General features: G+C 72.2%; 11 protein-coding genes and 1 riboswitch. Of the genes, 5 read left to right on the forward strand and 6 right to left on the reverse strand.

Annotated elements, in window-relative coordinates; all coding sequences use genetic code 11:
- The first annotated feature begins 39 nt into the window (after positions 1-39).
- Positions 40-1011, forward strand: a complete 972-nt coding sequence (locus EW117_RS04750) for an MIP/aquaporin family protein (protein WP_129784203.1) — start codon at positions 40-42, stop codon at positions 1009-1011.
- A 155-nt stretch (positions 1012-1166) separates the two neighbouring features.
- A complete protein-coding gene (locus EW117_RS04755) occupies positions 1167-2300 on the forward strand; it encodes a septum formation family protein (RefSeq protein ID WP_129784205.1) in 1134 nt (377 codons plus the stop codon).
- Between the two features lie 58 nt (positions 2301-2358).
- Here EW117_RS04755 and EW117_RS04760 read toward each other — a convergent pair whose 3' ends face one another.
- Positions 2359-2820, reverse strand: coding sequence for a DUF3017 domain-containing protein (locus EW117_RS04760; protein ID WP_165362472.1), 462 nt, complete (start codon positions 2818-2820; stop codon positions 2359-2361).
- Between the two features lie 109 nt (positions 2821-2929).
- On the opposite strand from EW117_RS04760, the gene EW117_RS04765 reads away from it, so the two are divergent.
- On the forward strand, positions 2930-4375 hold the full coding sequence (locus tag EW117_RS04765; RefSeq protein WP_165362474.1) for an NAD(P)/FAD-dependent oxidoreductase: 1446 nt from the start codon (positions 2930-2932) through the stop codon (positions 4373-4375).
- A 23-nt stretch (positions 4376-4398) separates the two neighbouring features.
- Here EW117_RS04765 and purH read toward each other — a convergent pair whose 3' ends face one another.
- Together purH and EW117_RS04775 are read right to left on the reverse strand one after the other, a co-directional pair.
- Complete coding sequence (purH, locus tag EW117_RS04770) at positions 4399-6039, reverse strand: bifunctional phosphoribosylaminoimidazolecarboxamide formyltransferase/IMP cyclohydrolase (protein ID WP_129784209.1); 1641 nt, start codon at positions 6037-6039, stop codon at positions 4399-4401.
- A gap of 33 nt (positions 6040-6072) precedes the next feature.
- A riboswitch (ZMP/ZTP riboswitch) is annotated at positions 6073-6159 on the reverse strand.
- A 71-nt stretch (positions 6160-6230) separates the two neighbouring features.
- Positions 6231-7283 carry an NAD(P)-dependent alcohol dehydrogenase gene (locus tag EW117_RS04775; protein WP_129784211.1) on the reverse strand — a complete coding sequence of 351 codons (1053 nt, stop codon included), beginning with the start codon at positions 7281-7283 and terminating at the stop codon, positions 6231-6233.
- Between the two features lie 120 nt (positions 7284-7403).
- Between EW117_RS04775 and EW117_RS04780 the strand changes: the two genes are divergently transcribed.
- A complete protein-coding gene (locus tag EW117_RS04780; RefSeq protein WP_129784213.1) occupies positions 7404-7994 on the forward strand; it encodes a TetR/AcrR family transcriptional regulator in 591 nt (196 codons plus the stop codon).
- Between the two features lie 10 nt (positions 7995-8004).
- Here EW117_RS04780 and EW117_RS04785 read toward each other — a convergent pair whose 3' ends face one another.
- Positions 8005-8628: a TetR/AcrR family transcriptional regulator gene (locus EW117_RS04785; RefSeq protein ID WP_129784215.1), complete on the reverse strand. Its 624-nt coding sequence runs from the start codon at positions 8626-8628 to the stop codon at positions 8005-8007.
- Positions 8629-8688: 60 nt separating this feature from the next.
- Between EW117_RS04785 and EW117_RS04790 the strand changes: the two genes are divergently transcribed.
- On the forward strand, positions 8689-9720 hold the full coding sequence (locus tag EW117_RS04790) for an SDR family NAD(P)-dependent oxidoreductase (RefSeq protein ID WP_129784217.1): 1032 nt from the start codon (positions 8689-8691) through the stop codon (positions 9718-9720).
- 32 nt (positions 9721-9752) lie between these two features.
- Here EW117_RS04790 and EW117_RS04795 read toward each other — a convergent pair whose 3' ends face one another.
- Together EW117_RS04795 and EW117_RS04800 are read right to left on the reverse strand one after the other, a co-directional pair.
- The gene (locus EW117_RS04795) at positions 9753-11417 is read right to left on the reverse strand and encodes a BCCT family transporter (RefSeq protein WP_129784219.1); all 1665 of its coding nucleotides are present in this window, start codon (positions 11415-11417) and stop codon (positions 9753-9755) included.
- 113 nt (positions 11418-11530) lie between these two features.
- Positions 11531-12817, reverse strand: coding sequence for an MFS transporter (locus tag EW117_RS04800; RefSeq protein WP_129784221.1), 1287 nt, complete (start codon positions 12815-12817; stop codon positions 11531-11533).
- Positions 12818-12854: the final 37 nt, after the last annotated feature.

A 12854-nucleotide genomic window follows, 5' to 3' on the forward strand; every position in this document is an offset into this window, starting at 1 on the left:
CGCGCACCGGACGGTGCGCCACTGAAAGGATCAGACTTCATGTCCCAGGACCTCGCCGCGACCAGCGGCGTCACCGAGGTCGAGGAGCGGTCTCCGAGCCTGCTCTCCCGCCTGCTCGCCGAGACCTTCGGCACGTTCCTGCTGACGCTCGTGATCGTGGGGATTCTCGTCTACAGCCCGCTGAACAGCTCCGGCGCACTCGGCGTCGCGCTCGGCGGGGCCTTCGCCTACATCGCGGGTGCCGCAGCCGTCGGCCGCGTCTCCGGTGCACACTTCAACCCGGCGATCTCGCTGGGCGCCTGGCTCGGCGGGCGCATCTCCGTCAGCAGCATGTTCAGCTACTGGGGCGCGCAGCTCGTCGGCGCGATCCTCTCCGCCGCGGTGCTGTTCGCGACCTTCCCCCGGGGGCTCATCGCCCTGCTCCAGGGGCAGAACCCGGATATCCAGAGTGTCTCGGACGTCTTCGACTCGGCCGTGAACGGCTTCGCGACGAACTCGCCGCTCTACCTGCAGACGCAGGGCGGGGCGGAGTTCGGCTGGCTGCCCGCGCTGCTGGTCGAGGTCATCATCTCTGCTGTGCTCGTGGGTGTGTACCTGGGCGTCCACGACCACCGCAGCAAGGTCGGCTACGCCCCGGTCGCCGTCGGTAGCGCCATCGCGGCGCTGACCCTCATCTCGTTCTTTGTCACCAACACCGGGATGAACCCTGCCCGCTCGACCGCCGCCGCGCTCTTCGCGAACGACTGGGGCGGCGACGGCTCCGGCCGCCAGCTCTGGCTGTTCTGGATCGCGCCGCTCGTCGGTGCCGCCCTGGCCGCGCTGTTCTACCGCGCGTTCGCCTCGGCAGAGCCCGAGGAGCTCGAAGAGCTCGATGAGGACGACGACGAGGACGAGGACGACGACGAGCTCGTCGTCGTGCCGGCCGGCCCCAAGGCTGAGGCCACGGAGGAGGAGCCGGCCGAGCCGAAGACCGAGCCCGAGGCGGAGAAGAAGGCCGACGACAAGGCCTGACCTCAGGCACCTCCTGCACGACGGCGGGGCCGCATCTTCCGTATGGGAGGTGCGGCCCCGCCGTCGTGCGGGCGCTGTGTCCCGTTTGCGCAGACCATGCGCCGATCAACCGCCGTTTGCCGGGGCGCCACCCCGCAGCGCTACGATCCCGCATCATGGCCGATACGAAGCAGACGCCCCGGGACGAACCGGAACCGGCCGCGACCGAAGCGGAGACGGTGGCCGACGCAGCACCCGAGGAGTCCGCGCCGGCGGGCCCTGCGGACGACGCCGGGGACGACACCCACGCCACGGACGCCGACCAGACCGACGCCGAGGCCGACGCTGACGCCGGCACCCCAGCGACCGACGGTCCGACGACCATCGCCACCCCCGACGACACCCCCGCGGGCCCCTACCCGACGCGGGTCGGCTGGGTCGTCGCCGCGTTCCTGTTCTTCTGGCCGCTCGCGATCCCCGCGCTCGTGCAGTCGATGCGCACGGCCGAGGCCAACGGCACGGGAAACGCCCGCCGCGCGAAGAAGTCCTCGGTGCGCACCCTCGACTTCGCGCTGGGCGCGGTCGTGCTGGGCGCGCTGGGCATCGTCGGGCTCGTGATCGGCGTCGCCGCCGCGCCCACCTACGCGTCGTCGCTCCCGCCTGGATTCGTCGCGGCCGCCAAGTCGTTCGTCCCGCCGGCCCTCGCGGGCCCGCTCGGCATCACGCTGCCCGACGACGGCGCCCCGGTCGCCGCGCCGACGTCGTCCCCCGAGCCGACGAACGAGCCGTACCCGACGGCGGCCACCGACCTGCCGTCCGACCCGTACGCGGAGCCCTTGCCCGAGGACTCCGTCCCGGAGCCGATGCCGGAGGCCGGCGAACCGGAGCCGACTGACGAGCCGACCCCGGCGTCGGGCGCGACGGCCACAGCCGGGGCGGAGATCCCCGACCTGGAGGTGGGCGACTGCATCGACACGTCCGCGACGTCGGGCCAGACCACGCTGTACCGGATTCCCGTGGTGTCCTGCACCACCGCGCACGGTGGCGAGATCTACGCCGAGACGACGGCGCCCGACAGCCTCGCCGGGGACCGATCGACGCCGACCCAGCAGGCACTGTGGGACGCCGCGGACGCGTACTGCTACCCGCAGTTCGCGGAGTTCGTGGGCATGCGCTGGGCCAAGTCGGAGCTGCTGTACTGGCCGATAGCGCCGTCGGAGGCGAGCTGGGCCGAAGGCGACCGCCGCATCCTGTGCGTGATCGAGTCGGAGCGGCCGGTGACGGGTTCCCTCGCCGGCGCGGAGCGCTGACCTGCCGCTCTGACCTGCCAGGCGTGCCGGGGCGCACGCGGCCCCGGACGTCAGATGCTCAGATGCTGGGCGTCGCCACGGCAAGGATGCCGATCAGCACCGCCGTCGTGCCGTAGAGGATGATGTCGACGGTGCGCGTGCGGATGACGAGCCCCACGGGCCGGTCGAGCACCGCGCGGAAGATCGCGCACACCACGAGGACCACACCGATGCCGATCGCCCCGGCGCGCGCTCCGGCGAACATCCCGACCAGGACCGAGAGGGCCACACCGCCGAGGACGAGCCAGACCGCGAGATTGCTGCGCTGCAGCTCGGGCAGCGTCATGTCGGGGGCCTCGCCGCCGAGTGGCTCACTGCGGTCGAGCTCCTGGCTGGTCGTCTGGCCGGCCACGGCCGAAGCCATGGCCAGTCCGGCCTGTCCGGTGCGTTCGAGCGTAGCCGTTCCGGCCGGGGCCGGCTCGAGGAGCGTCGTGGCGCCACCCCGTGCGCCGGAGGCGGTCCGCGTCTCACTGAGATCCACGGGACGAGGGTACAACCGAAACGTCGCGATTCGGCAGAGCCGTGACCTGCTTGCAACCCGAATCGCAGCGCGTTCCCAGGTTGGCGGCCTGCGAGCTACCGTGAGGTTCATGCCCACGCCTTCAGCATCGGACCTCAGCAGCATCGTCATCGTGGGCGCGGGACTTGCGGGCGCACAAACCGCCGCGGCCCTGCGTAAGCACGGCTTCGAGGGCCGCCTGACGGTGCTCGGCGCGGAGGGTCTGCCGCCCTACGACCGCCCGCCGCTGTCCAAGGAGCTGCTCAAGCGCACCGAGCCGGTGTGGCTCGCCGACGATCTCGGCGTCGACCTGACCGCCCTCGCCGACGACCTGCGGCTCGCCGACCCGGCGGTGCGCCTCGAGGTGGACCGCGAGCGGGCGTTGGTGCGGACGTCGTCGGGCGACGACGTCGCGGCGGACGCCGTCGTCCTGGCCTGCGGCAGTGCGGCCGTCCGACCCGCGGGCTGGGACGCCGCGATCACGCTGCACACGGCAGCCGACGCCGAGCGGCTGCGCGCCGCCCTGGTGCCCGGGATGCGGCTCGTGGTGGTGGGCGCCGGCTGGATCGGGGCAGAGGTCGCCGGGGTCGCGGCGGGCGCGGGCGCGCGCGTCACGGTCGTGGAGGCGGGGCCGGCGCCACTGGAGCGGCAGCTCGGCCGGAAGGTCGGCGGCCTGCTCGCCCCCTGGTACGAGGACGCCGGGGTCACCCTGGTCACGGACGTCGCCGTCGACCAGGTGCTGCCCGGCACACGCGAGAACCCGGAGGACGGCGCGCGGGTGACGCTCGCCGACGGCCGCGTGCTGGACGCCGACCTGGTGCTGGCCGCGGTGGGTGCGCGGCCGGCGTCGGGCTGGCTCTCGGGTTCGCTGCCGCTGGAGTCGAACGGCGGGCTGCGGGTCAACCGCGCAGGCCGGCTCATGGGGCTGCACTCCCCCACGGACCCGGCGGGCCGGCTGCACCTGGACGCACTGCGGCGCGTCTGGGCGGTCGGCGACATCGCGACGCGCGAGCACCCGGTGTTCGGGCCGGTCCCCGGCGGGCACTGGTCAGCTGCCCTGCACGACCCCGACGCCACCGTCCGGGCCCTGCTCGGCCTCGACGAGCGCGCCGCCGAGCCCGAGCACGTACGCGCCCGGCTCGGGCTCGCGCCGGTCCCGGCGCACGCGCCCTACGTCTTCTCGCAGCAGCTCGGGCACGACCTGGCGCTGTTCGGCGTGCCGTCCCCGTTCGACGAGGTGGTGCTGCGCGGCGCCCCCGCGCCTTCGGGCGGACCTGTCGCGAGCGAACCGCTCGCAGCGGGCAGGCCGGTCGCGGCGGGCGGATGGGCGGCGCTCTACCTGGAGAACGCGCTGGACCGGCACCCCCGCCGCACCCCGGACGGTCACCGCGTGGCGACAGTCCGGGCAGTGCTGCTGGTCGACTCCCCGCGCGAGGTGGGGCAGGTACGCAAGCTGATGAACCGCGGCATGCCGCTCGAGGTGGACCTGACCCGCGCCCTGGACCCGACGATCAAGCTGAAGGACGCGACCGTCTGACCCCGTTTGACCTCGCTGCCGGGTCAGTGGGCGAAGTGGCGCGTGCCCGTCAGGTACATGGTGATCCCGGCTGCCTCAGCCGCCTTGATCACCTCGTCGTCGCGGATCGAGCCACCCGGCTGCACGACGGCGGTCACCCCGGCGTCGAGCAGCACCTGCAGGCCGTCCGCGAACGGGAAGAACGCGTCCGACGCCGCGACGGCGCCCCGGGCGCGCTCGGCGCCGTCGGCCAGGGTGTTGGCGCGCTCGACCGACAGGCGGCACGAGTCGACGCGGTTCACCTGGCCCATGCCAATGCCGACCGCCGCGCCATCGCGCGCCAGGAGGATCGCGTTCGACTTGGCGGCGCGCACCGCCTTCCAGGCGAAGGCGAGGTCGGCGAGCACCTCGGGCGATGCCGCCGTGCCCGTCGCGAGGGTCCAGTTCTCCGGGGCGTCGCCGTCGGCCTGGAACCGGTCGGTGGCCTGCATGAGCAGCCCGCCCGAGATCGGCCGGGTCTCCACCGAGCCGGACGGCGCCTCCGGCACGACCAGCAGCCGGATGTTCTTCTTCGCCTGCAGGATCTCCAGCGCCTCCGGCTCGAAGCCCGTTGCCACGACGACCTCGGTGAACACCGGGGCAATCTGTTCGGCCGCGGCCGCCGTGATCACGCCGTTGGCCGCGATCACGCCGCCGAACGCGCTGACCGGGTCCGTCGCGTGCGCCTTGGCGTGCGCCTCGGCGATGTCGGCGCCGACGGCGATCCCGCACGGGTTGGCGTGCTTGATGATCGCCACGGCGGGGCCTGAGTGGTCCCAGGCGGCACGCCACGCCGCGTCGGCGTCGACATAGTTGTTGTAGCTCATGGCCTTGCCGTGCAGCTGTTCGGCCTGGGCCAGGCCCGTGACGCCGTCGCCGCGCGTGTACAGGGCGGCGCGCTGGTGCGGGTTCTCGCCGTAGCGGAGCACGTCGGCGCGGTCCCAGGTGCCGCCGACCCAGGCGGGGAACCCGGAGTGCTGCGGCTCGCCCTCGACCGTCACCTCGTCCGTGGGCGACACGACGCTGCTCATCCAGGAGGCCACGGCGACGTCGTACGTCGCGGTGTGCACGAACGCCTCGGCGGCGAGCGCCTTGCGCTGCGCGTACGTGAACCCGCCGGCGCGGACGGCGTCGACCACCGCGGAGTAGGCGTTCGGGTCGACGACCACTGCCACGCTCGGGTGGTTCTTCGCGGCCGCGCGCACCATGGACGGCCCGCCGATGTCGATCTGCTCGACGACGGCGTCCGGGCCGGCTCCCGATGCGACGGTGGCCGCGAACGGGTACAGGTTTACGACGACGAGCTCGAAGGGCTGGATCTCGAGCTCGGCGAGCTGGGTCAGGTGGTCCTGCTTGCGGGTGTCGGCGAGGATGCCGGCATGCACGCGCGGGTGGAGCGTCTTGACCCGGCCCTCGAAGCACTCGGGGAAGCCCGTGAGCTGCTCGACGGGGGTGACGGGGATGCCGGCGTCGGCGATCCTCGATGCGGTGGACCCGGTGGAGACCAGCTCGACCCCGGCGTCGTGCAGCGCGGTGGCGAGCTCGATCAGGCCGGACTTGTCGTAGACGCTCAGCAGGGCGCGCCGGACGGGGCGCTGGGAGTCGTCGGTGAGCTGGACGTCAGGTGTGGACGGGGCGCCGGACATGGCGGTTCTCCTCGGAGGTAGCTTCGCGGAAAACCCTGGCACCCAGGCGGGCGGCGCGCATCACGGGTCGCTCGGCCGCTCCCCGGTGGTGACCCACCCTCGCCAGTAACGGCCGCGTCCAGTCTAGCGGTGCGGGGAACCAGCCCGGGTTCTTGCGCCCACGCCCGGACAACTCGCCGACCTCGCGGCGGTCACGCCGCTGGCAGGTCGGACAGGTCCAGCACGAACCGGTAGCGCACGTCGTTCGCGGCGAGCCGGCGCATGGCCGTCGACACCCGTGCGGAGGGCAGCACCTCGACGTCGGCGGTGATGCCGTGCTCACCGCAGAAGTCGAGGAGCTCCTGCGTGCGGGGTCGCCCGCCGCTGCCGGCCGACGCCAGGCTCTTGCGGCCGATCAGCAGATCCATGGTCTCCAGCGAGACCGGACCCAGGTAGCCCAGCGAGACGAGGGTGCCGTCGAGCGCCACGAGGCGCAGCAGCTTCCCGACGTCGTGCAGAGCGGAGATGGTGTCGATCAGCAGGTCGATGCCGTTCGCCGCGCGGGCCAGCGCCTGCTCGTCGCTGGTGACGAGGATGTCGTCGGCGCCGAGCCGCCGGGCGTCGTCAGCCTTGCCGGCCGACCGGGTGAGCACGACGACGCGCGCGCCGAGCGCCTTGGCGAGGCGCACCGCGAGGTGCCCGAGGCCGCCGAGGCCCGCCACCCCGACGGTCATGCCGGGGCCGGCGCCCCACCGGCGCAGCGGCTCCCAGACCGTGACGCCGGCGCACAGCAGCGGCGCGACGGCGGCCGGATCGAGATTCTCGGGGCGGTGATAGGCGAAGCCTTCCCGCACCACGTACTCGCTGGAGTAGCCGCCGAGCGTCGTGCTGCCGTCGTACCGGTCGCGCCCGCCGTAGGTGAGCGTCGGGAACTCGGTGCAGAAGTTCTCCTGCCCCGCCCGGCACATCGCGCAGGTGCCGCACGAGTCGACGATGTTGCCCACCGCCACCTGGTCGCCGATCCGGAACCTCGTGACGTCCGAGCCGGTCGCCACGACTTCGCCGACGAACTCGTGCCCGGGGACCACCAGCTCGTTCCCGTCCCGGTCCGGCAGCGCGGCCAGCGCCGACAGGTCGCTGAAGCAGACCCCGCAGTAGCTGACGCGGACCGCCAGGTCGTCCGGGCGCAGGTCTCTGCGCTCGATGGTGCGGAGCGCGAGCTCCTCGTCGGGGCGGCGCGCCCCGTAGCCGGTAGTGCTACGCATGCAAGCTCCTTCCAAAACAAACCAACCGTTCTGTCTATTTGGAGACTACGGCAGTCCGTCGGAGCAGGGCAAGCGCGGTTCGGTACCGACGAGCCCGGGCACGGGCGGTATGGTCACCACGTGGCAGACCGGAAGCCCCTCACCGCGCGCGGCGAGGCGACATGGCAGCGCATCCTGGACGCCGCGACGGAAGAGTTCGCCCGGTTCGGTTTCGCCGGAGCCCGGATCGAGCGGGTCACGAGCGCAGCCCGCACGAACAAGGCCCAGCTCTACGGCTACTTCGGCACCAAGGACGAGCTGTTCGACGCCGTCCTGGCCGCGTCGTTCCGCCAGATCGTCGACCTGGCGACCATCGACGCGAACGACCTGCCCGGGTGGGCGGTGCGGCTCTACGACGAGTACCTCGCGCGCCCCGAGATCGTCCGCCTGGCCACGTGGTCGCGGCTGGAGCGGAGCCCCCAGGGCCACCTCGTCGCCGAGCCCGAGCGCATGGACGCCGAAAAGCTGGCCGCCATCGCCGCGGCGCAGGAGGCCGGGGTCGTCGTGCCCGGTGACCCGTTCGACGTGATGGCCATGGTGATCGCCATGTCCATGGCCTGGTCTCCCGTCAGCAACGTGTACGCGGCACACGCCGACGAGGACCCGGCCGAGCACGAGCGGCGGCGCGAGTTCCTGCGCGAGGCGGTCCGCCGGGCTGTCAGCCCGGTGTAACGCCGCGCCGTCAGCCCTCCGCGGCCGCGGGGATCCGCACCTCGAACCTCAACAGCTCCCAGGCGCGCAGCGCCGTCTGCAGGCGGCTGGCCTCGTCGACGCCCGACAGCCCGCCGGCCACCATCGAGACCGCGAGCAGCAGGTCCTCCGGCGTCGTACCGGGCGGGACCTCGCCCTCAGCGATCGCACCGTCCAGCCGCGTCGCCAGCACGACGGCGACCCGCTCGCCCAGGGCCTCCAGGCGCCCGTCGGACACGCCCGGCCGCACGAGGTCCACGAACGCGACGGAGTCGACGGCGTGCCGCGTGACCAGCCCGAGCAGCTCCGGCAGCCCGACGCCGGAGGTGGCGGCGAGCTCCTCGACCGCCACGATTTGCTCCTCGAAGACCGCCACCACGAGGTCGAGCCGCTCCGGGAAGTGCCGGTAGAGGCTGCCCTGCCCGACTCCCGCACGCTTGGCGACTGCGCTGAGCGGCGCGCCGGTCCCGGCGGACCCGAAGACCTCACGAGCCGCCGCCAGCAGTGCCGCGCGGTTGCCCGCCGCAGCGCGCGGCCCGAGGTTGGGCGCACCCCCGCGGCGCGCGGGAGTGCGTGGGAGGCCACCGCGCCGAGGGTCGCGAAGTACACCGGTCATAGCGCTATTCTAGGTACCGGACACTGTTGTCCGGTACCTATCCCGTCCCAGGAGCACACCATGGCACTGACCGTTCACTCCACCGTCGGCGAGTGGCTCGACCACCCGGTCGGTGGCCAGATCCTCGCCGGGTTCCTCGCCCAGGGCGGGGCGACGCCCGACTCACTCGCGCCCGCCCGCAGTCTGCCGCTGGCGCAGCTCGTGGAGCTGTCGGGCGGCAAGTTCCCCGCCGAGGCGCTCGACGGGCTGATCGCCGCCTACCGGGAGGCCGCGCCCGACGAGGCCGCTCAGGCGGACGCCGACGGCGGGCAGCCGGCCGGCTGGGTCGAACGGGTCACCGCGGGCCGTTTCGCCGGCCAGACCGTGATCGTCACGGGTGCGGCGTCCGGCATCGGCCGGGCTGTCGCGACCCGCGTGGCACGCGAGGGCGGGCGGGTCGTCGCCGCGGACATCTCCAAGGAAAAACTCGAGGCGCTCGCCGCCGCGCTGACCGGCCTCCCGTCCGGGGCCGAGGTGATTCCCGTCGCCGGCGACATCTCCGACCAGGACGACGTCGCCCGCATCGTCCTCGCCGCGGGCGACCGCATCGACGCGCTGGCCAACGTGGCCGGGATCATGGACGACTCGTCCGCGGTCCACGAGGTCAGCGACGCCCTGTGGGAGCGTGTGCTGCGCGTGAACCTCGAGGGCACCATGCGGCTCACCCGCGCCGTCGTGCCGAGCATGCTGGAGGCCAAGGACGGGCGCATCGTCAACGTCGCCTCCGAGGCTGGGCTGCGCGGCTCGTCCGCCGGCGTCGCCTACACGGCGTCGAAGCACGCGGTGGTCGGACTGACCAAGTCGACCGCGGTGATGTACGCGAAGAGCGGCATCCGCACCAACGCCGTCGCACCCGGCGGTGTCCTGACCGGAATCCCCGTGCCGGCCGCGGCCGACTTCGGCGCCGCGGTCCTGCGGCCGTACCAGGGCAACATCCCGAGCCTCGCGACGGCGGAGGAGCTCGCGGCCTCCATCACGTTCCTCCTGTCGAAGGACTCGGTGAACCTCAACGGCGCGATCATCGCCTCGGACGGCGGCTGGTCCGCCGTCTGACATCCCTGCCGAGGTAGTCGTCGAGGGGAGCGCTAGGAGCGATTCTCGATATGTTCCGCGACGCGCTCCGCGAACCACTCGCGCTGCTTCTGCTGGCGCACCCTCTGCTCCTTCAGGACCGCCTTCGCCGTCGAGACGGCCAGCAGCACCATGACGACGCTGAACGGGAGAGCCAGCAGGATCGCCATGGTCTGCAGCGCACTCAGCGGGTCGATGCCCGCTTCCGGGTCGGCCGCCGCGGCCTGGGCACCCACGACGAGCAGCACCGCCGCGACCGCACCCTCGACGCAGCCCCAGAACGCGCGGCTCCACCTCGGCGGGTTCGGGTCGCCGCCCGAGGAGAGCATGTCGACGACGAACGATGCCGAGTCCGAGCTCGTGACGAAGAAGATGACGATCAGGGTGATCCCGAGGACGCTCAGGATCGTGGCGCCGGGGAGCGTGTCGAAGAGCTGGAACAGCGCGGTGTTCGTGCTGACCGAGCCGTCCTCGGCGATCAGGCCGCCCTCGCCGAAGACCTCCCGGTGCAGGGCCGTGCCACCCAGCACGGAGAACCACAGGAAGGTCACCAGGGTGGGCACGAGGAGCACGCCGGTCACGAACTGGCGGATCGTGCGGCCCTTCGAGATGCGGGCTATGAAGACGCCGACGAAGGGCGCCCAGCTGATCCACCAGCCCCAGTAGAACGTGGTCCAGCCGCCGAGCCACGCGGCTCCCTCCTCCTGGAACGGGCGGGCGTTGAACGTCAGGATGAAGAAGTTCTGCAGGTACGAGCCGACCTGGGTCATGAAGTCGCTCAGGATGAACACCGTGGGACCGGCGATCAGCACGAAGACCAGGATGGCCGCGGCCAGGCCCATGTTGATGTTCGACAGCCACTTGATGCCCTTGTCCACGCCCGTGACCACGGACGTCACGGCGATCGCCGTGATGACGATGATCAGCAGGACAAGTAGCCAGGTGGTGGGCTCGTCGATCACCTCGAGGTATCCGAGCCCTGCCCCGATCTGGGTCACGCCCAGGCCGAGCGACGTCGCGACGCCGAACAGCGTGCCCAGCACGGCGATCACGTCGATCACGTCGCCCCAGAAGCCCTTGATGCGGTCGCCGAGCAGCGGCTTGAGCGCCCAGCGGATCGAGACGGGGTTGCCCAGGCGGTGCACGGAGTACGCGATGGCGAGACCGACCACCACGTAGATGGCCCAGGCGTGCAGGCCCCAGTGCAGGAACGTGACGTCCATGGCGGAGCGGGCGGCGGCAGCGGGTGTTCCGGCGCTGGCCCCCGGCGGAGTCACGCTGTAGTGGTTGAGCGGCTCCGCGACTCCCCAGAAGACCAGTCCGATGCCCATGCCGGCGGCGAACAGCATGGCGAACCAGGAGCGGATGCTGAACTCCGGCTCGTCGTTGGGGTCCTTGCCGAGCACGATGGTGCCCATCGGCGACACCGCTATCCAGATGGCGAAGAAGACGCAGGCCGCGACCAGGCCGATGTAGTACCAGCCGAGGTCCTGCACGACGGTGTCGTTCGCCGTCGCGATAAGATCGCCCATCTGCTCCGGGATGATCGCGGTGATCACCACGAACGCGACCAGCAGCCCGGCCGCCGGGTAGAAGACCCACGGTGCCGGGATCAGCTTGCGCCTTCCGGCCGGCTCCGGGGCAGCAACCTGCGTACCCGTGCTGTGGTCCTCAGACATGTGTCTCCTCTCAGCGGACTTCTCGTCCGATCGGAGCAACTGCCGACTTGCGAACTTCCGAGGATCGAGGCAATCCACCGTATCGAGGCTCCCGGCCTCCTGCTTCCCGAGCGTCAGGAGCCGGCCGGCCACTCCAGCACGTCGTCGGGCCATGTGTCGGGCTTGCCGATTCGCATCATGGGTCGGACGAAGCAGAGGGCGACGAGGACGCACGCCATCGCGCCCACCATCGCCCACAGCGTGGCGCCGATGCCCCAGCCCTCGAGGAGCGCACTGCCCACCACGGGCGCGGCCGGCGCGGCGATCAGGCCCGTCAGTCCGAGCAGCGACGTGGCCCGGCCCATCATGTGGTCCGGGATGATGACCGTGAGGTAGCCCGTGAAACCTGCGTTGAGCGCCGGGTAGAGGAACACACCGACCGCCAGCATCGAGACGAACACCCAGTACGTCGGCGCGAGCGCCATGACAGCCAGCGCGACGAGCAGCACACCGATCGTCAGGAGCCCGAACCGGCCGACGCGGGTGCGCTGCACGATCGGGCCTGCGACGATCGCGCCCGAGAGCATGCTGACGCCGGCGCACGCGTCGACCAGTCCGATGAGTCGCGGGTCGGTGCCGGTGCGCACCAGCTCCAGGTTGATCGCGACCAGCAGCGCGATCGAGGTGAGGTTCAGCAGCGTGATCAGCACGAGCACCGCCCGGAAGAGCGGGACGGCGCCCACGAAGCGCAGCCCGTCGCGCAGGTCGGCCAGCGGATGTGTCTGCCCTGTCCGCTCACGATTGAGCGGCTCGCGTACGAACGAGATGGCCACCACCTCGATCGCGTGCCCGACCACGGACGCCACGAACGGCAGCACGTGGGCCATCCCGTACAGGAACCCGCCGACAGGCCCCGCGAACAGGCCCACCGCCGCCATCCGGCCCTGGTTCACCGCCATGGCGTTCGCCATCTGCGCCGCGGGCACGACGGCACGAAGCGCGCCGCCCGACGCCGGATTCACGAACGCGCTCACCATCGAGGAGCCGAACAGGACCGCCGCCAGGTGCCAGGCGCTGAGCGCGCCCGTCACGCCGGCCGCGACGACCGTGGCCCACAGCGCGGTGCCGGTCGCGGCGGCGACCACCAGCAGCAGACGCCGGTTCACCCGGTCCGCGACGACGCCGGCGGGCAGCGTGGCGACCAGCGCGCCCACCTGGCCGATGCCGCTGATCAGGCCCGCCTGGGCCACCGAGCCCGTGACCTCGAACGCCAGCAGCGGTATCGCGAACGTGCCGACGCCCGCGCCGATCGCCTGCGCGAACCGCCCGGTCGTCAGCAGCAGGTAGGCGCGGTTACGCCGGAGCGGGACGTCCGGCGACGGAGGTTCGGTCGAGGCTGCTGTCGAGGTCTCTGCGGTCACGCCGCACAACGTAACGGTCAGGTGTGCCTCGCGGGTG

It is taken from the genome of Promicromonospora panici (assembly GCF_900608595.1).
Classification (GTDB): domain Bacteria; phylum Actinomycetota; class Actinomycetes; order Actinomycetales; family Cellulomonadaceae; genus Promicromonospora; species Promicromonospora panici.